Origin of the sequence: Flavobacterium undicola (assembly GCF_009909155.2) — a bacterium.
GTDB classification, from domain to species: Bacteria; Bacteroidota; Bacteroidia; order Flavobacteriales; family Flavobacteriaceae; genus Flavobacterium; species Flavobacterium undicola.
Window position 1 is genome coordinate 23,345 of record NZ_JAAAPM020000016.1, and the last position, 24,627, is coordinate 47,971.

Consider the following 24,627-nt stretch of genomic DNA (forward strand, 5'->3'; position numbering starts at 1 on the left):
GTTCATATTCTAATTAAAATAATTTTCTCATTCTGTTTTTCAATCATTTTTTGATAATATGATTTTAAAGCTACATAATCTTCAGAAAGAACTATAGAAGAATTGATTTGATTTGAAACTGAAATCTGAATAGTGTCCCCTTGCAAACTGGTCAAATATTTAAAAACACCTAAGTTTCCATTCATAGTTAATGTTATAGACTGAGGCAAATTCTCGACTTTGAACCCCTCAGGTATTTGAATATTTATAGCATATTTATCCTGAAAAGGAAAACCGTAATCTACTGGATATTCTCTATTTTCTTGTTTAAATGGATTTTGTTTTCGAGTGAGAAATAACATTGGATTAATGTAAATTTTCCCTCCTATCAACTCGCTTAAATTATTCCCTACAAAAGAATAAGTCTCTATCACAGGTAAATTAAATTCTTTCTCATTTTTAAGTGAGTATTCCTTTATCTCAATTTTATTGCTACTATTTTCTAATTTTTCAAGATAAACATCTTCTTTAACACCTTTTATCTCTTCTCTAAAAAGCATGGCATTATGGGCTGTCTTTTGGCTCCTTAACTGTCCTGAAATTTCACCTTTTTCATTGACAGAATAATTCATCGTTTTGAGCGCTATAGATGCTTTTTTAGGCATTAAATCTACCGGCGCAGAAGTTCCATCTTTACGAATCAACCTCCCTAACCAATTTAAAGTTCTAAAAGGCAAAACATTAGGCGTAGAAAAAGGATCCGACCCATCTAACAAAATCATATCATCCCCATTTTCAACTGCTGCAATAACGTAATTAAAAGCGGTTCTGTTAGGGAAAAATGAAATCCCATTTGATCGTGTACTTACTAAAACCGGATGTGCATTTAGACCCGCATAACGAAGCATTGCAGTAAGCATTAAATTGATTTCGGCTATATTACCCGTTTTATCCTTATAGGCTTTTCTTACCCCATCATTACAAGAATAACCGTAATAATTATTCCATTTCACTGTTGATTTTACAAATTTCAAGATGGCATCAATTTTTTCATCCTGTGTATTTAATCCTGTAAGTACTACTTTTAAATCATCTTCAAAATACCCTGTTTTGTTTAATTCAGGACCAAAATCATCATACTCATATATTGTTCTTACTACAGCATCCCAATCTGTTGAATACATTTTAGGTATAGAATTAGGATATTTAGTCATAGATAATTCCTGCTCTAAACTCGTTGTATAGTTTCTAACATTATTTACAAATGCCTCTTCTTTAATGGCTGGCATATTCTCAGCCAAATATGTTGTTCTTGTTTCTATATAATTTATATTATCACTGTTAAAATTAGTAGTTGTAGTACCCGTTCTCCCAACAACTCGTTCTTTAGAATTAATGATTAACATTTTGTTTGATTTTTCAACCGTTATTTTAGGACTTATAAATCCTTTTACATTAGTTTTGAAAACAAAATATTCAGGCACATAATTAATATATTCTGAACGATTCACAGGAATATCAGACTGAAAATACCAATCTCTGGGATTTCCAATATTAGGTGAACGCAAGGTATATTCATATTCAATAACAGAACCTTCTTTAACGTTAGGCATTGTTATCTTTTTTTGTCCCCAATATTTATTTATTACCTCATCAAACTCTCCATCACTCTTGAGTTTTGTTTTTTCTATCTTACCATTAACTAAATTATAAGTTGTTGCATCAGAGAACGAGACATTTTCCCTCATACTATTAACCAAATAATAACGAAATGCTTTATTAGCCCAGTCGTAACCTTCTTTTTTATAAATTTTAATTCTTGTTTTAACTACAAATTCTATTTCAAAACCTCTCTCTTGACTGAATACCAATTTGTTTTCTGCTTTTTCAAAAAGCACTGCCGCAACTGCTGATGAATCTTTAGGATGTACTTTTTCATTTAATTCTTCGATTGAAACTTTCCCTAATCGAAAGTCCTGTGCTTTAGAACTAAAAACAGTTAAAAACAGGATGCTAGCTATTAAAAATTTGATTCTCATTTGGTTTAGATTTTGGTTAAAATAATTTTAGCATTGTCATTTCTGGAAACTTGCTCCATAAAAAGACGGTATTGATCGTATTCTGTATTAGGATAAAATCCTTTATGGATATATAAAGTTCTTTTATAAACTAAATGAGTGGCGTCTTTTTTTATAATTTCAGCCTTATAGTCTCCAAACTTAGAATTCAATTCAAAATTGGACGGAAGAAATTCGACAGCAAACCCTAATGGTAACATGACTTCAACCTCATCCACATCTACATATCCACGCTGAATTTCGAATGGATTTTTACGATTTCTAATTCGTTTTACAGAACTTATAAATTGATTGTAAGCGTTAAGAGGAAAAATCATTTTTGCACCCGAAATAGTAGCATAATTAACTGCATTTACAGCTACATTTTCTACAAAGGCTATCTTTTCTTTATTATTAGAGAAATTGATTTTAGCTAATTTTAAATTATTGATATTGCTCCAATATTCTTTGTAATGTGTTTCCTTTTCGTTGGGTTGACTATTTTCTAATCTCGCTTTATTGCTATATTGAGAACCTTCTGAAGCAATAGTTATGCTTCCTGATAAATTGCCTTGCTCATCAATGCTATAAGTTCCCTTACTATTTTGCAAATTACCTTTGTCTCCGTAAATTTTAGTTTGAACAATTTCTCCGCCTGTCGGTTTTATAACTAATACAGCTCTATCATCGGTGAATTTACCCTGATAACCAAAAGGATTATCCTGACTTGTACATTCTAACCATACATAATCATTCTCATTAGGTATTGCTAAAATCATATGATTTCCTTGTGTAGAAACGAAATCAGATTCAATATCTTTTTTATAAGTATCACCATATAAAATCGTGTTGTAAGATGGCACACCAACGATATCCAAAAGCGCTCTGGTATAGTTTGTCAATGCTTTACAATCGCCATAACCCAATCGATCTACATCATTAGCCAGCATAGGTTTCCAACCTCCTATACCCACTTGAATACTAACATATCTTGATTTTTTCTGAACATAATCATAAATCAACTTAGCTTTCTTAATAGCATCTGTTTCGTTTCCTACAAGAGCTTTTATTTTAGTAGCTGTTTCTGGGGATAATTCAGTAGTTCCTGTCAAAAGTTGGTCATAATACCATTTTCCAAATTCTTTCCAGGACTTTGCAGTTCCATCTTCTCCTTCAAGATTAAAGTTTTCTAACCCCATCATTAGTCTGGGAAAAATAACGGAAGTAGCACAATAAGGTTCTTGTTTTTGTGCTAAAATAGAGGTGGCTTTATAACTCAACTGAGTATTAGTATCAGTTGTTTTTTGAATATTAAAACCCGAAAAATTAAATTCTTTTTTCTTAAAACCAAGATTATTGGGATAAGTAACATTTAAAATACTTTGTTCCACTCCCACAAGAAAATCGTTAACAGGAAGCCAACTAGGTATAAAAGCAGTATTTGAAGTTTCCACTTCACTGTCATAAATTACAGTAAAAGGATATTGTGTAGGAGTATAATCTAAATAAATATATCTGGAATCAGAAAAAAGTGTGCTGCCACTTATGGCACTTACGTCTTTAAAATCTTTCCTTTTTATTTTCTTAATTTCATTGCCTAAAGCGTCAATAACTTTTACTTCAATATTCTTAACCGAAGTTTTTTTATCATAATTTTCAAAAGCATCTATAGCTGAAAGGCCATTTTCGTTGAAAACAGTAATAATCCTTTTAGTTTTAACATTCATACTTCTTTGCGAAGAAATAATGATATCCAATTGATTCAACCGAACAACTGCATCTGCATTTTCTTTTAAACTATCAGCAATAAGTGCAATAGGATATTCATTTTTTTGTGCCTGAAGTTTAAATGCAAACAATATTAAAACTATTGCAAATTGAAGATTTTTGATTTTCATAAATGGTTTTGAGAATATAAATAATTACCAAAGTGAGGAAAAGAAAAAACCATAAATATCTAAAAGCTATTTATGATACTGGTTTTGGTTTTTTAATTATTCGTGGTTCTCAAAAATAAAACAAATCATACAAAATACAAACAAATATTTGTATTTTTTTTAACAAGAAATCCCCATTTAAGGATTATACAAAAGCAGTAGAGAAAAAAGCTTTCTTTATACTAATTTCAAAAATTAATTTAATCTCAAACAGAAATTAGATAACAAAAAACAAATCAATTATTCTTTGTAACCAACTCCATAATCACATTATACAACTCTTCTGATTCAAAAGGTTTAGAAATGTATCCATCAACCCCAACGGCCTTACAAGCCTCAGTAACAGAACCCGTTACCACAGCAGACAATGCAATAATGGGAATATTTTTTTTAGTATGATCTTTCAAACTTCGAATTGCCGATGTGGCTTCATAACCATTCATGACGGGCATCATCAAATCCATCAAAACCACATCAAAATCTTCTTGAATAACTGCATCAACAGCTAACTTTCCATTGGCTACTGCCACAGAGTCAAAATTAAATTTTGATAATATTTTTTGCACTAAGATCTGATTGATACGATTATCCTCTGCTACTAATACTTTAACTTTTTTATTTACATCAATTACAGCATTACCCTTAGATTCTTTTTCAAGAAAAGATTTTGAAGCAGAAAAATAATAATCATTTTTAGGAAAAGGGAGCGTTATAGTAAAACTAGTTCCAACACCTAATTCACTTTTTACTTGAATATCTCCATTCATTATATCGATAATCTTCTTAACAATGGTTAATCCTAATCCTGTTCCACCATATTTTCTAGAAGCATCATTATTAACTTGAACAAAAGGATTAAAAACACCTTGTAATTTATCTGATGGGATTCCTATTCCTGAATCTTTTACTACAATTTTAATGATATAAGATTCATCTTCTTCCTCTTGAAATTTAATCTTTAATCTAATTTTACCTTGAGCAGGCGTAAATTTGACTGCATTACTAATTAAATTAAAAAATATCTGAGAAATTCTAACTGAATCACCATTTAAAACCAAAGGCACCTTTTTATCAATTACAATCTTAAAATCAATATCGTTTTCTATTGCTTTAACCGAAAAAGTATCATGTATCAATCGTGTTAGCTGAACCAAATTAAAAGGCTTATTAGATAAGGTAACCTGTCCTGATTCAATTTTTGCTAAGTCTAAAATGTCATTAATAATCACAAGTAAAATATCTCCCGACATCTTAATGTATCCTAATTGTTTACTCTCCTCTGGATCTAAAGAGGTACTATTTAATAACAAATCAGTAAAACCTAGAATCCCATTAAGCGGCGTACGAATTTCATGGCTCATATTTGACAAGAATTGATCTCTTGACAAGGCTAATTGCTCTGAACGTTCTTTCTCTTCAACTAATTTCTCATTAATAGCTTCTACTATTTTTTTAGAAACCATTACTGCTTTCAACTCTTCTATATAAGTATTGAAACCCATACAAAAAACATCCAACTCATCATTGGCTTCTGAAATGGGCAAATAATTAAAAAAATCACCCGTAAAACAATTTGATATATGCTCAACAATAACTGCTGTTCTTTTCTTTTTAGACTCAATTTTTTTGGCTAAAAAAACTAATTCTTGGTAAACATCCTCTAAACTCTCTCCATGAGTTAGTTGTTCCTGAAACTCATCTTCGTTTATGGAACGTACTAAGGTTAATATTTCTTCTAGTTTAGACATCTTGTAGGTTTATGTTCAACTTGGGTGTATTCTTATTGGCAATTTTCGGTAAAAATAATCATAAAATAACTATTACTCTTACAAAAATGAAATTAATAAAAAACTTTTAAAAAATAGCATACTTAACAATATTATTAAATTAAAAAATAATACTTTTTTTACAGCTTTGTGTTTTCGGTTTTAATTTCTAATAACCATTCCACTGCTTTTTCCTTATTTGCAAAAACTTGGAAAAGCACCTTAGGTTTATTTAATTTCAAATAGGTATTAAACATGAACTTTGTAATATGAGAATTCACCAATACCGCTACACCATTCAGATAATCCTGTCCATAACGGTCGGCATAATCACGAACTTCTTTGGATACGCTTTTCAAATTTGTTATATCATATAACCAATATTGCATTTCTCCTCTAGAAATTTCTTCTCTTATCCTGATTAATTCTTTAATCTTTACAAGATCCAATTCAACCCCTTCTTGAAATCTTGAGATTAAAATCCCATTCTCAAACCAAAACTTTATATATTCATTTTTAACGGAATTTTCTTCCATATGTTGCCATTAAATGTTTTTTTAATCAATTAAATAAGTATAATTTCATTCATGCTAAATAATTCAGATTTTAAAACTGTCCGTTTTTTTTCTTTAATTCGTTTAACCAATGTATGGCTTCGCTTTTTTGGGTAAAACCTCTTAAGGGAACTGTGGGCTTTTTCAATACCATAAATGCATTAAGAATAAATTTCGCAATATGAGAATTGAGTACTGCCGCACATGCATATAAGCCTTCTTGCCCATTTTTATCGGCATAATCGCGTGCATCTTTTTCATAGGATTTAATTCCATTAAAATCATAACACCAATATTGCTTCTTCTCAGCTGATATCTGATGGCGCAAATCAATTATAGCTTTTATGTTTTCAATAGTACCCTCAGTTGTTTTTTTAAATTGAGAATGTAGAATATCATCTTCTATCCAAAATTTAATAAAATCATTTTCCACTTCTTTCATATTCAATGTTTTTTTATGTATCTTATTATTCAACTATATGTTTGAATGCGATTCAATTAATTCCAGGTTATAGGTTTCATCTACTTTTAGATAAGCCCATGTAGGAATTGTCAAAGCTAAATATTTTTGCTTTTCAAAATCGGCTGTCAAGCCTAAATAAGTAACTTTTTTATTTAAATCGTTTCCTCTTTTCACCATTTGAAACATGGCTTGCTTATATATTTGATGTGTATTAATATAATCGTAGTCTAATCCAACGATTAAAGGACAGTAGTGATCATTGCCAATATTCCCAAAGACAACAGCAACTACCTGATTATTTTCTTTTAGACTAATTTCAATAAATTCCCATTCTTTATATTTAGAAAGAACTTTAGCCATTTTTTCAGGATATTGAAAAAAGTTGAAAGAGTAATTAGCATTTTTAACGTTTGCGAATAAATTAAAATACTGAGTTGCTTCCTCATCTGTGATTTGATTTTTAATTTTTATATCAAATTTATCCAGATGTCTGATAGCATATTGCTTAATGTTATCTCGTTTTTTACTCGATTTTATTAATGCCATTAAATCATTGGTAGTTTCCCACTTAGGATTCTTGATAATATTAGTGTTTGGCATTCGCATTTTAGCATAGCCTTCCTCTTCTATGATTTGATTTAAAACATTACCCTCTTCAAAATCTCTAAAAATAACTGCTGTTGCATCAATGTCTTTTTTTACTTTCGAAACAAAATCAAATAAATGATTCACTGAATTCCTCCATTCAGGGTGTTCAACGTCCAGATAAATAAAATCACCCTCACAAAATAAAGAACCCATTGCTAATGTTTTTGAACATAAATAATAAGGATCACTCTTGCGCACTTCTTCTATTTGTTTTGACACATTTTCTTGTGCCACCATATCGTCTTTATAAATAGCACCCGTAAAAAACGTAGACAACACTAATTTTCCTTCCTTGTCTTTAACTATGATGTAATGGAAACTCCAATTCTCTTCAGGTTTCTCATTATTTGAAAAAATTTCTTCCATAGCCTGCATTCCTGAATGGGTGATGTTTCCTCTATCTTTAAACATCGAATTCCAATCCTCAGCATTTATGTCATGTATCGTTGTATATTCTTCGACAAATAAGCTCGAATTATTTGTTGGCTCAACCAATATATTTATATTCTTTTCATTTTTCTGTAAATGAAACCCAAACTCTTTGTAAACCCTTTCAACACTATCCCCTTCTTCTTCAATAGCCTTGGGTAAATGATACGCCATTGCATCGGTTAATAAATCAATATCAGCCTTTGTGTTGTGTCGAGTCAATGTAAATCGCAAACCCGATTTATCATTAGGAACCACTGGAAACATAGCTGTGTTTACATAGATTCCTTCTTCTAAAATACGATGAACAAAATTCCGTGTTACTTTATTTAAACCACTTCCAATAAAATAAATAGGAGAATCAGGCGATGAAATATTCGTGAGATTTTTTTCTTTCAATCTCATATTCATGTAATTCATCAATTCTTTTAATTCCGATTGATACGTATAAATATCGTCAGAAAGATGAATTTTTGCAGAAGCGATTGCTGCTCCAACATTTGCAGGAGATAATGGATGAGAATAACTTAATGGTCCGCCAAAAACATCTGTTCTTCGATACATTTCAGGATCCGAAAAAATGGCTGTTCCCCCAACACAGCCAAAACCTTTGGCAAGTGTTGAGATTATAACAATACGTTCACTAACTCCCAATCGATTGTAGATATACCCTGCTCCATTTTTTCCATCCCAGCCCATTCCATGTGCATCATCAAAATACAAATGCAGTTTCGGGTATTTATCAAGCAAGTTCTTTAAAATAGTGGTATCCGGTAAATCGCCATGCATCGAATAAACACCATCCGCCATATACCAAATGCGGTTGTATTTATTGTAGTTTTCACGAATCATTTCCTCTAACATTTCATAATTAGAATGCCTGACCATTTTTACTTCTGTTCCTTGTAATTTGGTGTTTTTACATGGAAATTGTACGCTAAAATGCACTTGTTGATCCAGTATTATTAAATCATCCGATTTAATAATAGTAGCAATAACAGAAATATGCGCATTTGAAGTTGAAGTATAGCAGATAACTTTATTGCCATCAAATATTTGAGACATTAATTCCTCTAACTCCTGAATGTAAGTGGGACGGATGTATGCCCTGGACATAGATAATTGCGTACCGAATTTCTTTGTCAATTCCATTGAATTGGCTATTAAATCAGGATGCATTTCCAAACCCAAATAGCCACAGGTTCCAAAATTTATTAAATCTCTGCCTTTAATAGTAAATTTTTCACCATTAAAACTTTGTTCTTCAGAATTGATATGCATGATTCCTTTTTCTTTCGCAGAGGTCCATACATTATCAACAACGTCTAAGTAATTATTATGATTTATTTTTGCCAAAATTCGGAGTTTGTTAAGTTATCAAAACTTGTAGGAATCATTAATGTGATTATCCTCAAATTTAGAAAATAAAACAGAATAAAAAAATCGACAACAATATATGTTCTAAGAAATAAATAACATCACAAAAAAACTATTCTTTGCTTTTGCTATCGATTACTATGGTCACAGGTCCATCATTAAGCAAACTTACTTTCATATCGGCACCAAATTCACCGGTTTGAACTTTTTTACCAATTTCTGATTCCAATTTTCGAACAAAATTTTCATAAAGGGGAATGGCGATTTCAGGCTTGGACGCTTTTATGTATGAAGGTCTGTTTCCTTTTTTAGTGCCAGCATGAAGTGTAAACTGACTTACCACAATAATATCTCCATCAACATCTTGGACTGATAAGTTCATCACATTATTTTCATCACCAAAAATGCGAATTTTAGCAGTTTTAGATACTAACCAATCAATATCTTCTTGTGTATCGGCATCTTCAATACCTACAAGAACCAACAAACCTTTTTCTATTGAAGCTACTATTTCATTTTCGATAGTAACAGAAGCTTCAGTAACTCTTTGAATTACAACTCTCATTGACCTCTCAATTCATCACTTTGTTTTCGATCGTCATCGTAAATATCGGTACGATAATGCTCGTCATCTCCTTCCAATATTTTCAAATAGCTGTTGTATCGAGACCAAGCTATTTCATCATTTTCCAAAGCGGTTTTTACAGCACATTTAGGCTCTTCTTTATGCAGACAGTTATTGAATTTACACTGATCTTTTAATTTAAAAAATTCAGGAAAGTAACTACTAATCTCTTCTTTTTGCATATCTACAATTCCAAAACCTTTGATACCTGGAGTATCAATTATTCGGGCACCAAAAGACAAATCATACATTTCAGCAAAAGTAGTGGTATGCTGTCCTTGTTTACTTGCTTCGGAAATTTGTTTTGTTTTAAGATCTAAGGTTGGCTCTAATGCATTAACCAACGTAGATTTCCCTACTCCGGAATGCCCAGAAAACATACTTACCTTATCAATCATTAATTCTCTTAATTCTTCAACTCCTTTCTTTTCAGTTGAAGAAACACGAAGACATTTATACCCAATGTTTTGATACACATGTTGCATATACAACTGTTCATCAAGAGTAGCTTCATTAAAAGTGTCTATTTTATTAAAAACTAAAACGGTTTCAATTCCGTATGCCTCGGCAGTAACTAAAAATCGGTCAATAAAATTAAAAGTGGTTGGCGGATTGTTTACTGTGATTAACAAAAAGACACAGTCAATATTAGCAGCGATAATGTGCATTTGATGTGATAAATTCACTGATTTTCGAACAATATAATTCTTCCTTTCGTGAATTGTATTAATCACCCCAGTAACCGTATCAGATGACTCTTCTAATTCAAAATCCACATGATCGCCCACAGCTATAGGATTGGTACTTTTAATACCTTTCATCCTAAACTTTCCTTTTATTCTGCAGTCCACAAAATTCCCTTCGTCGGATTTTACCGTGTACCAGCTTCCTGTTGATTTATAAACGATTCCTGTCATAGGGCAAAGATAAAATTTTGTTTCAAGTTCAAAGTGTAAAGTTTAAGGTTTTTGCTATCTGCTTTAAATAAAAAAATCCCTCCAACTTTTATTAAGTCAAAGGGATTCTTACTATTTAAAAAAAGTCAATTATCCGTTGATAATTTTCTCTTGGTGCTCAATACTTTCCTGGTGAATAGATTTGAATAATTTAGTGATAAATTCTTCAGACAATCCTTTTTTACCACCTTCAGCAACCATTTTCTCTTGGATTTCATTCCAACGGTTGTGTTGCAAAACAGCTACATTATTTTCTTTTTTCACTTGACCAATTTCGTCAGCTACTTTCATTCTTTTTCCTAAAAGCTCTAATAAATTAGCATCTAAAACATCGATGTTAGCTCTTAATTTAGACATTTTGTTTTCAAAATCAGGAGTATCTCCGCTAACTTTTCTAATTTTCAAGTCTTTCAAGATTTGCTTCAACGCATCTGGAGTAACTTGTTGAGCAGCATCAGACCATGCATTATCCGGGTCAATATGCGTTTCGATAATCATACCATCATAGTTCAAATCTAAAGCCTCTTGAGTTACTTCAAGAATCATGTTACGATTTCCTGTAATGTGAGATGGATCGATGATTAATGGTAAATCAGGGAATTTATTTTGCAATTCGATAGCAATTTGCCATTCTGGAATGTTTCTGTATTTAGTTTTCTCATAAGTAGAGAAACCTCTGTGAATTACTCCTAAATTTTTGATACCAGCCATGTGTAAACGCTCCACACCACCTAACCATAAAGCCATATCTGGATTTACCGGGTTTTTAACCAAAACAATTTTATCAGTTCCAGCCAATGTATCAGCAATTTCCTGAACTGCAAATGGATTAGCTGTTGTACGAGCTCCAACCCATAATACATCGATATCATATTCTAAAGCTAATTTACAGTGAGCAGCAGTAGCAACCTCAGTTCCCATCAACAATCCTGTTTCTTCTTTAGCTTTTTTCAACCATTTTAATCCTATTTCTCCAATACCTTCAAATCCTCCCGGACGAGTTCTTGGTTTCCAAATTCCTGCTCTAAATACGCTTACATCAGAATTTTTTAATTCGTGAGCAATTTTCAATACTTGCTCTTCAGTTTCAGCACTACAAGGTCCTGCTATCACAAATGGATGATTTAATTTGAAAGCATCCAACCAATTTCTCATTTCTTTTGTGTTTTCCATCTTTTATTAATTTATTTCTTTTAATTATGTGTTGTTATATTATTATTCTCTTTACTCTATTTTTTAACGCTTATTCCGTTTAATATCTCTCTAATTTTATTCACACTCGCCATCTCCTCATATATTGCATTATAATCATCCTGTGCCAATAAATCCCTGAACTGTGTCAAATTAGAAATATATTCTTCTAATGATTCCAATACCTGAGCTTTATTTTGCTCGAAAATAGGCGTCCACATCGCTGGCGAACTCTTAGCTAAACGCACTGTACTTTCAAAACCAGAACCTGCCATATCAAAAATATCCTGCTCGTCTTTTTCTTTATTAATCACTGTTTTCCCTAACATAAAGGAACTAATGTGCGATAAATGCGAAACATAAGCAATGTGTTTATCATGCGATTTTGGATCCATATAACGAATACGCATTCCCATAGCTTTAAACACTTCTAATGCTTTTTCCTGTAATTTGAAAGCCGTTTTTTCTACTTCGCAAATGATGTTTGTTTTATCTCTAAACAAATCTCTCAACGCTGCCGAAGGTCCCGAAAATTCCGTTCCAGCAATAGGATGCGTTGCAATAAAATTTCTTCTTTTAGGATGATTAGCTACCGCTTTACAAATTGGGTTCTTAGTCGAACCTACTTCTAAAACAATGGCGTTTTCTCCAACTAAATCCAATACTTGAGGCAATAAACTAATAGCAACATTTACAGGAACCGACACAATTACAAAATCTGCTTCATGCAAATCTTCCATAGTAGCCGCAACATCAATAACACCTAACTCTAATGCTTGCTGCAAGTGCGTTTCGTTATTGTCTATTCCGTAAACAGTAACTTCCGGATAAAGTGCTTTGATGTCTAAAACCATCGAACCACCTATTAATCCTATACCTATTACAAAAATCCTCTCCCCAGCCCTCTCCAAAGGAGAGGGAGCCGAAACTTGAGACGTATTACTATTACTTTTAGTCATAATTATTCTGTTAGTTGCCCAAAGCCTCTCCTTCGGAGGGGTTGGGAAGGAATCTATCTATTGCTTCCTGTACTTTTTCTTCCTTTACACATAATGCAAATCGAATATATCCTTCACCATTAGAACCGAAAATAGTTCCCGGAGCAATAAAAATATATTTTTCATGCAAAATCTGATCGATGAACTTTTCTGCTGATTGTATTCCCTCAGGCAATTTAGCCCAAACAAATAATCCTACTCCTTCTTTATAGACGGTACAACCTAACTTTTCAGCTAATTGCTCCGTTAAAACACGGCGTCTTTTATATATTTCATTCATGGAATCAAACCATGACTGATCACTCTTTAATGCTTCGATAGCTCCTTTTTGGATTCCAAAAAACATTCCGCTATCCATATTACTTTTTACTTTTAAAACTGCATCGATTAGCTCTGCATTTCCTGAAACCATCCCTACTCGCCATCCCGCCATGTTAAAAGTCTTACTCAATGAGTTCAACTCTAAAGCCACATCTTTAGCTCCTTCTATCTGCAACAAACTCATCGGTTTGTCATTCAAAACAAAACTGTATGGATTGTCATTCACTAACAGTATTTGGTGTTTTTTGGCGAAAGCCACTAAATTTTCAAACAACTGCAAACTTCCTCTTGCTCCTGTTGGCATGTGCGGATAACCTATCCACATTAGTTTCACTTTCGATAAATCTAATTTTTCTAAAGCTTCAAAATCAGGTTCCCAATTATTAGCTTCTGCCAAATCATAATAAACAGCTTCTGCTCCTACTAAGTTTGTCACCGAAGTATAAGTTGGATATCCCGGATTAGGAATTAAAACCTGATCTCCTTCATTCAAAAATGCCAACGAAATGTGCATGATTCCTTCTTTCGAACCCATTAAAGGCAAAATTTCCGTATTTGGATTTAATTCTACCTGAAAATTATTCTTGTAGAAAGCCGCCATACTACTTCTCAATTCTGGCAACCCTTGATAACTTTGATATCCATGCGCATTTTCATCTTGAATAGCCAATGCAACTGCATCAATAACAGCTTTCGACGGTGCCAAATCAGGGCTTCCAATTCCCATATTGATAATTGGTTTCCCCTCTGATGCCAATTGTCTCACTTCTCTCAATTTTGATGAAAAGTAGTATTCCTCAACTGTATTTAATCTATTTGCTGTTGTAATCATTTTATTCTTTGGCTTTTGAACTATTCTCGACTTTGCTCGAATTGACAATCTGCTTTATTTATTATTCTTTTTTAATCTTCATTTATTAAAGGCTTGGTATTTCTATATTCCCCCAACACTTTAAAATATTCTGCCATAATCTCCAATAACGATTTTGCTTTGGCGTAATCTTCATATTTTTCAAAAGTAACATCCACAAAAAAAGAATATTTCCAAGGCGTTTCAATTTTTGGCAACGATTGAATTTTAGTCAAATTCATTTTACAATCGCTCATTACATTCAAAACCGCTGCTAAACTTCCACGTTTATGATCCAATTCGAATTTTAAAGAAGCTCTGTTTATTTCGTTTTCCGGAACAAATGAATTCTCTTTATTAACAATAACAAAACGAGTCATGTTATTTTTAATCGTTTGAATCTCGGGAGCTAAAATCTCTAAACCATACATTTCAGCAGCTACTTTACTGGCGATTGCTGCCACTCCTTTGAGTTGATTTTCCTGAATTCTGCGAGCCGTTTCAGCCGTATCCTTATCTTCAACCAATTTGATGTGCGGGTATTGTTTCAAGAAATCCATACATTGCAATAATGCCATTGGATGCGAATAAACTTCTTTTATATCGGCAATACTTTGTCCTTTTAATGCCATCAAATTTTGATGAATTCTCAAATAATGCTCCCCGATAATATGTAAATTATTCTTATCTATTAACGCATAGTTTGGAATAATAGGACCCGCGATAGAATTTTCGATAGCCATCACTGCCTGACTTGATTTCCCTGACAAAAGACTATCTACCAATTCGTCAAAAGATAAACACTCATCTACAACCACATCCTGATCATAATATTCCTGAGCCACCTGATGATGAAAAGAACCTACTATACCTTGTATCGCAATCCTCTCCCCAGCCCTCTCCAAAGGAGAGGGAGAAGTTGTAGAAGTTTTTTGCTCGTTTACTATACTCATAAATACTCAAAAAAAAATCCTGATTTTCATCAGGATTGTATATTAGTTTTATTTGTTTATCTTAAATTTTCAAATTACCATAGCACAATCCTTATCTCTCGCTAAAGAAATAAAAAGAAGTACTAAAATAGAAACGGTTATTTGACATCTGATATAGAATTATCTGTAAATATTTTTTTTACTTTGCAAATGTATAATATATTTTTAATTCCGCAAAAAATATTTTGCATTTTGTACAAAAAAAACCAAGCAATGCTTTTTCTGTTTATTTTTGCCTTAAATATCAAAGAAACATGTCAATAGAAGTAAAAAATATATCCAAAAGTTATGGTGACCAAAAGGCATTGGACAACATTTCATTTTCTATAAAAAAAGGAGAAATTGTGGGTTTCCTGGGACCAAATGGTGCCGGAAAATCAACCTTAATGAAAATATTGACCACCTATCTTGCCGCCGATGAAGGAACAGCCTTAGTAAACGGGCAAGACATTAATACCAATCCAAAAGCAGTTCAACTTTCTATTGGCTATTTACCAGAGCATAATCCTTTGTATTTGGATTTATACGTTAGAGAATATCTGGCTTTTAATGCCGATGTTTACAAAGTACCTAAATCCCGCATTGAAGAAGTAATTCAATTAACGGCTTTGAATTCAGAAAGTCATAAAAAAATAAGCCAACTCTCTAAAGGATATCGTCAACGTGTAGGACTGGCTAATGCTTTACTTCATAATCCCGATGTATTGATTTTGGATGAACCAACCACTGGATTAGATCCAAATCAATTACTAGAAATACGTAACGTAATTAAAAATGCAGGAAAAGACAAAACGGTTTTTCTTTCTACACATATTATGCAAGAAGTAGAAGCAATTTGCGACCGAGTTATCATCATCAACAAAGGAAAAATTGTCACTGATAAAAAACTAAACAATTTAATTTCTGCTGATAAAGAACAAATTATCGAAGTGGAATTTGATTATCAAATCGAAGAACAAGCTATTGCCAGAATTCCACATTTAAAATCCTTTAAGAACACCCATGATTTCTCTTGGGAACTCACATTTATTGCCGATAAAGATATGCGTCCTGCCGTTTTCGACTTTGCTCATGATAACGGTTTAAAAACGTTACAACTCAATCAGAAAAATAAAAATCTGGAAGCAGTATTTAGAGAGATTACCAAATAGTGTTCAGTTTACAGTTTTTAGTATTCAGTTACAAAACTAAAAAAAGCATCGTTTAATGTTTTAAACGATGCTTTTTCACCTATCTCTTCATTGCAAAATGTCCTCTGTAAATTTTATTATTTCCTCTAAAAACTTCAAACCAATAATCGTCTGACGGCAGTTGATGACCATTATAGGTTCCATCCCAAGAAGAAGTATTAGCAAACTCTTTAAGAAACTTTCCGTATCTATCAAATATTCTTGTTTTCAAACCAGCCTCCGTTTCTGAAAATTTGACCGCCCAGGTATCATTAAAGCCATCTCCATTAGGTGTGAAAAACTTAGGATAATTCAAAATATACACTATTTGGCTTATTATCCCACAGCCATTTTTATCGCGCACAAAAACAGTATAACTTCCACTCAATAATCCTGTAAAAACATTTTCGTCTTGATAGGTAACGCCATCCAGAGAATACTCGTAATCGCCTAAACTTGTCGCCGATAAATTTACTGTAATAGCATTTTGATTATCCGTCCAATCGACAATATCAACACCACTAATAACAGCAACATTAGACAAAGTAACTACAAAATCCTTAGTAGCAGAGCAACTTATACCCCCATTATTTTTAGTAACCGTTACCGAATAATTCCCCACATCAGAAACAGTTATTGATGGAGTAGTTTCAGTAGTTGACCACAAATAACTATCAAAACCTTCTCCGGCTTCAATGGTAGCATTTGAATTTCCACAAAGAGTCACCTCATCTCCAATTGTAATTATAGGTTCTAAAAACAAAGTCAGTACTACTTTTACTACTTGATAACATTTATCATTCGAATCAACTCTGGCATAAAGTGTCGTTATACCCGCTTGCAAATTATAGCTGTTTGCCGAGACAATTTCAGCTGAATTATTTTGATTTTGAGCATCAGCAAGAGAAGGATAAAAACGAATTTGAGTTGATGTATCTAAAGTAATCGCTCTATCATAAGAAACCAAATCTACTATTTCAACACCATCATTCAAGTCGTCACAAAACGAAGCAGCCACATCATTCACTATTACTGTTGGCACACTTATAGAAACAGTAACAGCAAGCCTATTCACACTTTCGCAGCCATTCGTCCTTTGTGTCGCATAATATTTTGCCCTGTCAATCAACGGAGTTGAAACAGCTAAAACAGTACCATTGGTAGCCAAATCATACCAAACTATATCTGTTCCTATAGCTTCTAAATCTCCAATTGTAGCATTCTGCGTAGAACAAAAACTTTGAACCGAATTCCCTGTCGGCGCTGCTGTTGCCTGAATAGTAACAAGAACAGGAATTCTTTCGCTTTCGCAAATGGAAATTGTCTGCGAGGCATAATAAGTTCTACTAGTCAAAATAGTCGTTCCACTTAGCAAATTTCCAGAGCTGGGCGCATCATACCATTTGATATTCGTACCTGAAATTGCAATATCATTAAGTTTTTTATTGTCCTGAACACAGAAACTTTGAGAAGAACTAACAACAGGATGCGGCTCGATATTCACATACGGATGTATCACGACTTCATTCGCAACAAGAGAACTACAACCCAAATTGTTTTTTATCAAAACCTGATAAGTTCCAGCAACCAGATTATTTTTAGAATTCGAAGTAATCCAACTCATTCCATTATCAAAACTATAAGCAGTAGCATTATCTGAAATCATAATCGTTCCAGTAGTAACAACGCAATCCGGTTGTGCTACAGAAACCGTAGGCGTAGGCGGATAACCGGGTGGCACAATAATATTTACTGATGCAGCAGCAGTTTCACACAAAGAGCTATTTCTGGTTTTTACCAAATAAACACCCGGAATAAATCCTGTTTTTACATTGCTATTTTGCCAAGTCTGTCCGTTATCAAAACTATATTCCGCATCTAAACTCGTTACAGTAATCGTTCCATAAGGATTATTACAAATCACTGGCTGAACAACGCTTACCGTTGGCACTGCATTAGAAACAGCCACGGAACTAATTGTTGCCACGCTAGGAGCCGAAACACAATTTCCACTTTTGACCGTTACATTATAATTCCCTCCTGACAATCCTGAAAAAACCATACCTGATTGATAATTCACACCATCAATACTGTACAAAAGTCCCGAAGGTGCTGTAATACTAATTGTTCCCGAAGGCACATCACAATTAGGCTGAGTCAATACTACTGTTGGTGCTACAGAACCTGATTTCACAACAACGGTGATTTCATTCGAGAAAATTCGGCAATTAGAAGAAGAAATATTCGAAATATCAGCAGTTGCTAATCGGTATTTAAAAGTACCCGCTGCACCAGAAGTAAAAGTATAATCAGCTGAATTAGCTCCTGAAATATCAGTCCAGGAAAGACCATTATCATTACTACTTTGCCATTGATAGCCTATAGTTGTATATGCAGAAGATGAGACCGAACCTGATAAAGTAATTTGCCTTGATTCGTTCTCACAAACTTCTAAATTAGTTGTCGATTCATTTTGAATTGCAGAAGTCACAGTCGGTCCACAAGCTCTAAAAGTAATATCATCCAAAGCAATATCATTTCCGGGTGCAGCACCTGCCTTATTATTTCGCATTCGAATAACCACATTTGAAACACCTGATGGCGTGGTAAAATAAAATCCGTATTGTTTCCATACCGCACTTGATGACAAACCGATATTCCCTGTATTATAAGTTCCTAAAATAGTTCCACTGCTATCTTCAATTGTAAAAGTGATATTTGGCGGACTATTATCCTGACTTCTTAGCAGATTCATAATCCAGGCAGCAAACTCATAAGTAGTTCCCGGACATAAGCCAGTAACCGTATTTTTATAAAAATAATCGGTTGTCGAAAAACTGGCATTAACCACCATCATATAACCTCCACTGGTGTGATCAGTAGTTGTCCACCAGGTTCCGGCAGTATTTGTGGTTTTCTCAATTGTATATGAACCATCACTCGGAAAATCTGCTGTGGTATAGGTATAACTTGTAATACCTGTACCCAAAGCACTTCCATGCGAAGCTGTTCCTGATCCAAAATCCAATTTCACCACAGGATCGCCTAAACTTCCTGTACACAATTGTGCTTTCGCCTCTAGCAACGAAAAACAAATAAAAAGTACTAAAACAACAATTTTCTTAACCAAAACAGCAATTTTTAATCACGTAAACTTACTGTTTCTACTAAAAACTATCTTTTTTTTGAGGTCAATCAAAGAAATATAGCGGTAAAAAAATCGAACCTCAGTTAATTCAAATCTTTTATTTATTGTTTTATAAACTTTTCACAACTGACATTAGTTTTTATTAATCTCTTTTAGATACAATTCAGAAACCGTATAGAATTTCATATTGTGTTCTTTAATGTATCTACATATTTCTATTAATGTTTTATATTCCGTTTCGTATCTTTCATTGGCCTTTACAACTGGTCTATGCGCATAGAAAATCACAATTTTATTATTCTTTTTAGCATAATCCAGTAATGACAAAAAATATGGAATACTATATTGGGCATAACTATTATCAATACCTAAACCAAATAGAACCCTACTAGTATTATCAAAATAACATCTTTGTTCACTAGGTGGCTCACTACCGTAAGTTGTCCCTCTTATAATATCAAATTCATGTAACAAAATAGTATCCGTAATAGCATTCCTTGATCCATAAGGATAGGCAAAAGAATGTACCGCCAACGATTTCTTATTCATTGACCTTAACATCGGGAAAATTTCATCATCTAAGTAGTTTATTTCCCCATTCTTTTTTTCAAAAGGAGCTGCTTTTAAATGAATCCAACCATGTCCTCCTATTTCATTGCCTTGTTTTTTCAGCAACTTTAATTTTTTTAATTCTTCATACGAAAGTGAATTAAATTGAGAAACAAAAAAAGTTGCTTTCCAATTATATGGTTTAAGAATCTGATCTACCGCGTACCATTGGTCAATATAATTATCATCAAAAGTGATTGCTACTCCTGCTTGTGAATTTACTGCAAAAGGAATATCCAATTCTTCTTCATACTTTCTACAAGATGACAAAACCAATAAATTACAAACAAAAACAGCGCACCAAATAGTGCGCTGTTTTGAAAAATTTCGAAAACGAATGATTTTTTTTATACTTATCATGACAAAACATTCAACTATAAGTCTATGATTTCAAACTTTTGTGAACAAAAAAATTAAAAAACCTGACTCGCTATATTGTAAATATTATCCGATTTACCCATCGAATAATAATGTACACAAGGCACACCAAATTCAATCAACTCTTTAGACTGTTGAACAGCAAACTCAACCCCTATTTGTCTAACAGCAACATTATCCTTGGCATTTTCAATTGCACTAATTAAACTTTCAGGCATGTCTAACCAAAAAACTTGTGGTAATAATTGCAAATGACGTTTTACTGCTACTGGTTTGATTCCTGGAATAATTGGCACCGTAATACCTATAGCGCGGGCAGCTTCAACAAATCTAAAATAACGTTGGTTATCAAAAAACATTTGAGTTACAATATAATCCGCACCTGCATCTACTTTTTCTTTCAGCCTTTTCAAATCAGCCTCCAAACTTGGTGCTTCAATATGCTTTTCAGGATATCCGGCTACTCCTACACAAAAATCAGGTGCATTCGCAATTGGCAATTCACCATGCAAAAACCTCCCTCCATTCATCGCTTTAATTTGCTTTACTAAATCTACCGCATAATGATTTCCACCAATGGTAGGTTCGAAATATTTCTCCCCTTTCATAGGGTCACCACGCAAAGCCACTAAATTATCAATGTTCAAATATTGACAATCTACCAATAAATATTCAGTTTCTTCCTTAGTGAAACCACCACACAACACATGCGGAATAGCATCTATGCCATATTTATGTTGGATAGAAGCACAAATCCCAACTGTTCCCGGACGCATACGCGTAATACGACGGTCAAAAAGCCCATCTTTTTCGATATACACATACTCTTCTCTCGAAGTCGTTACATCAATAAATGGTGGTTTGAATTCCATTAATGGATCAATGTTTACGTATAAATCATTGATATTACTCCCTTTTTGAGGCGGGACAATTTCGAAGGAAAACAATGGTTTCCCTTTTGCGTTTTCTATATGCTGCGTTACTTTCATTTTTCCTCCCCCAACCCCTCGCCGCGGCGAGGGGAATACTGGGGTAATTTTAATTGAACAATTATTTTCTTAACCAATTCCTCCTCGCCAAGGCGAGAGGCTGGGTGGGGATTAATCTGCAATATTAGGACTCAACCATCTCATGGCTTTGTCTGTCGAGATACTTCTTCGTTTAGCGTAATCAATTACCTGATCTTCTTTTATTTTTCCAAGTCCGAAATACCTGCTTTCAGGATTTGCAAAATAATAACCCGAAACTGCCGCTGCTGGCCACATAGCCATACTTTCGGTCAAAGTTACTCCAATTTCTTCCTCTACTTTTAACAATTTCCAAATGGTTGGTTTCTCCAAATGGTCAGGACAAGCTGGATATCCTGGCGCAGGACGAATTCCGGCATACACTTCTTCAATCATCGCCTCGGTTGTTAAAACTTCATCCGGAGCATAACCCCAAATTTCTTTACGGATTTGTTCGTGTAAATATTCGGCGAAAGCCTCAGCCAAACGATCCCCTAATGCCTTAACCATAATCGAGTTGTAATCGTCTAAATTGTCTCTGTATTCATCTGCCCATTCATCTACTCCAAAACCAGTTGTTACACAAAAAGCACCCATATAATCAGTTACTCCATTGTCTTTTGGCGCAATAAAATCAGATAACGCTATATTTGGTGCTCCTTTGGTTTTTTGTGCTTGCTGACGCAAAGTCAAGAATTTCTCCAATTCTTTTCCGTTTTCGTCATACAACTGAATATCATCATCGTTCACTTGGTTCGCAGGAAAAATTCCGTAGATTCCTTTAGCAGTGAATTTCTTTTCTTTCAAAATTACTTCCAACATTTCTTTTGCATCTGCAAAAACAGAAGTTGCTTGTTCGCCCACAACTTCATCAGTCAAAATTGCCGGATATTTCCCAAACAATTCCCAGGTTCTAAAAAATGGTGTCCAGTCAATATAAGGTACCAAAACATCTAAATCTACTTCGAAACTTTTTGTTCCAATGAAATTAGGTTTCTTTGGCGTATAATTTGCCCAATCCAACTGCAATTTATTCTTACGAGCATCTTCAATCGTTAAGAAATTCTTATCTCTCGAACGATTTAAAAATGTTTCCCTAAAAACATCATATTCTTCACGAATACCAGCCATATAGGCTTCCTTATTCTGATCTAATAAATTTCCAGCCACTGTTACTGCTCTTGAAGCATCATTAACATGTATAGCAGTAGCACGATATTGTGGTGCAATTTTCACGGCAGTATGTGCACGCGAAGTCGTTGCTCCACCAATCATTACTGGAATTGTTAGATTTCTTCTATCCAATTCTTTGGCTAAAAACACCATTTCGTCCAACGAAGGCGTAATTAAACCACTCAATCCAATAATATCTACTTCGTGTTCCAATGCTGCTGCAATAATTTTCTCTGGAGGAACCATTACTCCAAGGTCGATGATTTCGTAATTATTACAAGCTAATACCACCGAAACAATATTTTTTCCAATATCGTGTACATCCCCTTTTACGGTTGCCATCAATATTTTTCCGTTTCCTTGTTTATCTCCCGCTTGTTTCGAAGCTTCAATAAATGGCAATAAATAAGCCACGGCTTTTTTCATTACACGTGCCGATTTTACCACCTGCGGCAAAAACATTTTTCCTGAACCAAACAAATCCCCAACGACATTCATTCCTGTCATCAAATTAATTTCGATTACTTCAATTGGTTTGGTCGCAGCTAATCTGGCTTCCTCAACATCTTCTTCAATAAAAGCATCTACTCCTTTTACTAATGAATGTGTGATTCTTTCTTGTACCGTTCCAAAACGCCATTCCTGAACTTCTTTTTCATTGGTTTTTGGACCACCTTTTACATTTTCAGCAAAATCCAACAAACGCTCGGTAGCATCATCACGACGGTTCAAAATCACATCCTCTACATGCTCTAATAAATCCTTCGGAATATCATCATAAATGGTCAACATCTCCGGGTTTACAATTCCCATTGTCATTCCGTTCTGAATCGCGTGGTATAAAAACACCGAGTGCATCGCTTCTCTTACTGTATCATTTCCACGGAAAGAAAACGAAACGTTACTTACCCCACCACTAATGTGTGCATGTGGTAAATTTTCTCTCACCCATTTAGTTCCTCTAAAGAAATCCAAAGCATTCAAACGGTGTTCTTCCATACCGGTTGCCACTGGAAATATATTCAAATCGAAAATAATATCCTGAGGAGGAAAACCTACTTTATCTACCAAAATATCATACGAGCGTTGGCAAATTTCTACTCTACGTTCAAAATTATCTGCCTGACCTACTTCGTCAAAAGCCATGATAATTGCAGCAGCTCCGTAACGTTTGATTAATTTAGCATGATGAATAAACTGTTCTTCGCCTTCTTTTAACGAAATCGAGTTTACCACACATTTTCCTTGTGCTACCTTTAATCCCGCTTCGATAATATGCCATTTCGAGCTGTCAATCATAATAGGCACACGAGCAATATCCGGTTCGGCAGCAATCAAGTTCAGGAATTTCACCATTGCATATTCACCATCCAGCATTCCCTCATCCATATTAATATCGATGATTTGCGCTCCTCCTTCTACCTGCTCCTTAGCAATACTGAGTGCTTCATCGTATTTCTCCTCTTTGATCAATCGAAGAAATTTTCTAGACCCTGTAACATTCGTACGCTCTCCAATGTTTACAAAAACACTTTCGGGCGTAATAATCAAAGGTTCTAATCCCGATAAAACTAAATTTCTTCTTGGTTCTACTACTGCCATTTTATTATTTTATTTTCCTGCAAGGTTTCCAAAACCTTGTAGGTCTTATTTTCTAACAATCCTATTTTGGGCGTGTCCGCCGCGGCGGATCGGGCTATCCGCTATATCTTTTATTTCGTCCCTAAATCGGGACTTCATAAAAGGATGCCGCTTCTATCCCTCACGCGGGCATTCTTGATTACAATTTCGTATTTCCCAACGGAATGAATTCCGTTGCTACAAATATTTCGTTTTTCCTCCAACGGAATAAATTCCGTTGCTACAAAATGAGTCATTCCTACGGAACTGTTATATTTTTATTCTCTTTGCGGGCACGGATTACAAATCTGCCCTATCTGAAATTATAATTAACTTTTAAAAATAAATATCGTTTTTGATAAAATCAAAAACAACTGAAA

18 protein-coding genes are annotated in these 24,627 nt (G+C 33.8%); 1 reads left to right on the top strand and 17 read right to left on the bottom strand.

From position 1 onward, the window contains the following. Positions 1-2: 2 nt before the first annotated feature. From GTZ96_RS10675 to GTZ96_RS10730, 12 genes are all read right to left on the bottom strand, one after another. A complete protein-coding gene (locus GTZ96_RS10675) occupies positions 3-2,018 on the bottom strand; it encodes a DUF3857 domain-containing protein (protein WP_161643902.1) in 2,016 nt (671 codons plus the stop codon). Positions 2,019-2,023: 5 nt separating this feature from the next. Next, positions 2,024-3,934 (bottom strand): DUF3857 domain-containing protein, encoded by a 1,911-nt coding sequence (locus GTZ96_RS10680; RefSeq protein ID WP_161643904.1) that lies wholly within the window; start codon positions 3,932-3,934, stop codon positions 2,024-2,026. A 275-nt stretch (positions 3,935-4,209) separates the two neighbouring features. Further along, positions 4,210-5,721, bottom strand: coding sequence for an ATP-binding protein (locus GTZ96_RS10685; RefSeq protein WP_161643906.1), 1,512 nt, complete (start codon positions 5,719-5,721; stop codon positions 4,210-4,212). 158 nt (positions 5,722-5,879) lie between these two features. Then, the gene (locus tag GTZ96_RS10690; RefSeq protein ID WP_161643908.1) at positions 5,880-6,275 is read right to left on the bottom strand and encodes a DUF7793 family protein; all 396 of its coding nucleotides are present in this window, start codon (positions 6,273-6,275) and stop codon (positions 5,880-5,882) included. 70 nt (positions 6,276-6,345) lie between these two features. Then, entirely contained in the window at positions 6,346-6,735 is a 390-nt protein-coding gene (locus tag GTZ96_RS10695) for a DUF7793 family protein (protein WP_161643910.1), read from the bottom strand. Between the two features lie 33 nt (positions 6,736-6,768). Further along, complete coding sequence (locus GTZ96_RS10700) at positions 6,769-9,189, bottom strand: aminotransferase class I/II-fold pyridoxal phosphate-dependent enzyme (protein WP_161643912.1); 2,421 nt, start codon at positions 9,187-9,189, stop codon at positions 6,769-6,771. A 133-nt stretch (positions 9,190-9,322) separates the two neighbouring features. Then, a complete protein-coding gene (dtd, locus tag GTZ96_RS10705) occupies positions 9,323-9,775 on the bottom strand; it encodes a D-aminoacyl-tRNA deacylase (protein ID WP_161643914.1) in 453 nt (150 codons plus the stop codon). Beyond that, positions 9,772-10,752 (bottom strand): ribosome small subunit-dependent GTPase A, encoded by a 981-nt coding sequence (gene rsgA / locus GTZ96_RS10710; protein WP_161643916.1) that lies wholly within the window; start codon positions 10,750-10,752, stop codon positions 9,772-9,774. Before rsgA ends, dtd begins: the two co-directional genes overlap by 4 nt. 129 nt (positions 10,753-10,881) lie before the next feature. Then, positions 10,882-11,964: a bifunctional 3-deoxy-7-phosphoheptulonate synthase/chorismate mutase type II gene (locus GTZ96_RS10715; protein WP_161643918.1), complete on the bottom strand. Its 1,083-nt coding sequence runs from the start codon at positions 11,962-11,964 to the stop codon at positions 10,882-10,884. A gap of 56 nt (positions 11,965-12,020) precedes the next feature. Further along, positions 12,021-12,941 (bottom strand): prephenate dehydrogenase, encoded by a 921-nt coding sequence (locus GTZ96_RS10720; protein ID WP_161643920.1) that lies wholly within the window; start codon positions 12,939-12,941, stop codon positions 12,021-12,023. A gap of 10 nt (positions 12,942-12,951) precedes the next feature. Continuing rightward, positions 12,952-14,133: a pyridoxal phosphate-dependent aminotransferase gene (locus GTZ96_RS10725; protein ID WP_161643922.1), complete on the bottom strand. Its 1,182-nt coding sequence runs from the start codon at positions 14,131-14,133 to the stop codon at positions 12,952-12,954. Between the two features lie 71 nt (positions 14,134-14,204). Further along, a complete protein-coding gene (locus tag GTZ96_RS10730; protein ID WP_161643924.1) occupies positions 14,205-15,104 on the bottom strand; it encodes a prephenate dehydratase in 900 nt (299 codons plus the stop codon). A gap of 293 nt (positions 15,105-15,397) precedes the next feature. Here GTZ96_RS10730 and gldA point away from each other — a divergent pair, with 293 nt between their 5' ends. Further along, on the top strand, positions 15,398-16,294 hold the full coding sequence (gldA, locus tag GTZ96_RS10735; RefSeq protein WP_161643926.1) for a gliding motility-associated ABC transporter ATP-binding subunit GldA: 897 nt from the start codon (positions 15,398-15,400) through the stop codon (positions 16,292-16,294). 79 nt (positions 16,295-16,373) lie between these two features. Here the strand turns inward: gldA and GTZ96_RS10740 are convergent, their stop codons facing one another. The 5 genes from GTZ96_RS10740 to GTZ96_RS10760 form a co-directional block, all read right to left on the bottom strand. Continuing rightward, entirely contained in the window at positions 16,374-19,442 is a 3,069-nt protein-coding gene (locus GTZ96_RS10740; protein WP_161643928.1) for a T9SS type B sorting domain-containing protein, read from the bottom strand. A gap of 150 nt (positions 19,443-19,592) precedes the next feature. Further along, positions 19,593-20,429, bottom strand: coding sequence for a polysaccharide deacetylase family protein (locus GTZ96_RS10745; protein ID WP_161643930.1), 837 nt, complete (start codon positions 20,427-20,429; stop codon positions 19,593-19,595). A gap of 53 nt (positions 20,430-20,482) precedes the next feature. Further along, positions 20,483-21,436 carry a methylenetetrahydrofolate reductase [NAD(P)H] gene (gene metF, locus GTZ96_RS10750; RefSeq protein WP_161643932.1) on the bottom strand — a complete coding sequence of 318 codons (954 nt, stop codon included), beginning with the start codon at positions 21,434-21,436 and terminating at the stop codon, positions 20,483-20,485. Positions 21,437-21,547: 111 nt separating this feature from the next. Beyond that, entirely contained in the window at positions 21,548-24,229 is a 2,682-nt protein-coding gene (gene metH, locus GTZ96_RS10755; RefSeq protein ID WP_161643934.1) for a methionine synthase, read from the bottom strand. A 134-nt stretch (positions 24,230-24,363) separates the two neighbouring features. Further along, positions 24,364-24,504: a hypothetical protein gene (locus GTZ96_RS10760; RefSeq protein WP_181033177.1), complete on the bottom strand. Its 141-nt coding sequence runs from the start codon at positions 24,502-24,504 to the stop codon at positions 24,364-24,366. Positions 24,505-24,627: the final 123 nt, after the last annotated feature.

Excerpts from the sequence above, each read along its gene's own strand:
- GTZ96_RS10675 (WP_161643902.1), bottom strand. The coding sequence starts at position 2,018 with ATGAGAATCAAATTTTTAATAGCTAGCATCCTGTTTTTAACTGTTTTT.
- GTZ96_RS10680 (WP_161643904.1), bottom strand. The coding sequence starts at position 3,934 with ATGAAAATCAAAAATCTTCAATTTGCAATAGTTTTAATATTGTTTGCA.
- GTZ96_RS10685 (WP_161643906.1), bottom strand. The coding sequence starts at position 5,721 with ATGTCTAAACTAGAAGAAATATTAACCTTAGTACGTTCCATAAACGAA.
- GTZ96_RS10690 (WP_161643908.1), bottom strand. The coding sequence starts at position 6,275 with ATGGAAGAAAATTCCGTTAAAAATGAATATATAAAGTTTTGGTTTGAG.
- GTZ96_RS10695 (WP_161643910.1), bottom strand. The coding sequence starts at position 6,735 with ATGAAAGAAGTGGAAAATGATTTTATTAAATTTTGGATAGAAGATGAT.
- dtd (WP_161643914.1), bottom strand. The coding sequence starts at position 9,775 with ATGAGAGTTGTAATTCAAAGAGTTACTGAAGCTTCTGTTACTATCGAA.
- rsgA (WP_161643916.1), bottom strand. The coding sequence starts at position 10,752 with ATGACAGGAATCGTTTATAAATCAACAGGAAGCTGGTACACGGTAAAA.
- GTZ96_RS10715 (WP_161643918.1), bottom strand. The coding sequence starts at position 11,964 with ATGGAAAACACAAAAGAAATGAGAAATTGGTTGGATGCTTTCAAATTA.
- GTZ96_RS10720 (WP_161643920.1), bottom strand. The coding sequence starts at position 12,941 with ATGACTAAAAGTAATAGTAATACGTCTCAAGTTTCGGCTCCCTCTCCT.
- GTZ96_RS10725 (WP_161643922.1), bottom strand. The coding sequence starts at position 14,133 with ATGATTACAACAGCAAATAGATTAAATACAGTTGAGGAATACTACTTT.
- GTZ96_RS10730 (WP_161643924.1), bottom strand. The coding sequence starts at position 15,104 with ATGAGTATAGTAAACGAGCAAAAAACTTCTACAACTTCTCCCTCTCCT.
- gldA (WP_161643926.1), top strand. The coding sequence starts at position 15,398 with ATGTCAATAGAAGTAAAAAATATATCCAAAAGTTATGGTGACCAAAAG.
- GTZ96_RS10745 (WP_161643930.1), bottom strand. The coding sequence starts at position 20,429 with ATGATAAGTATAAAAAAAATCATTCGTTTTCGAAATTTTTCAAAACAG.
- metF (WP_161643932.1), bottom strand. The coding sequence starts at position 21,436 with ATGAAAGTAACGCAGCATATAGAAAACGCAAAAGGGAAACCATTGTTT.
- metH (WP_161643934.1), bottom strand. The coding sequence starts at position 24,229 with ATGGCAGTAGTAGAACCAAGAAGAAATTTAGTTTTATCGGGATTAGAA.
- GTZ96_RS10760 (WP_181033177.1), bottom strand. The coding sequence starts at position 24,504 with ATGACTCATTTTGTAGCAACGGAATTTATTCCGTTGGAGGAAAAACGA.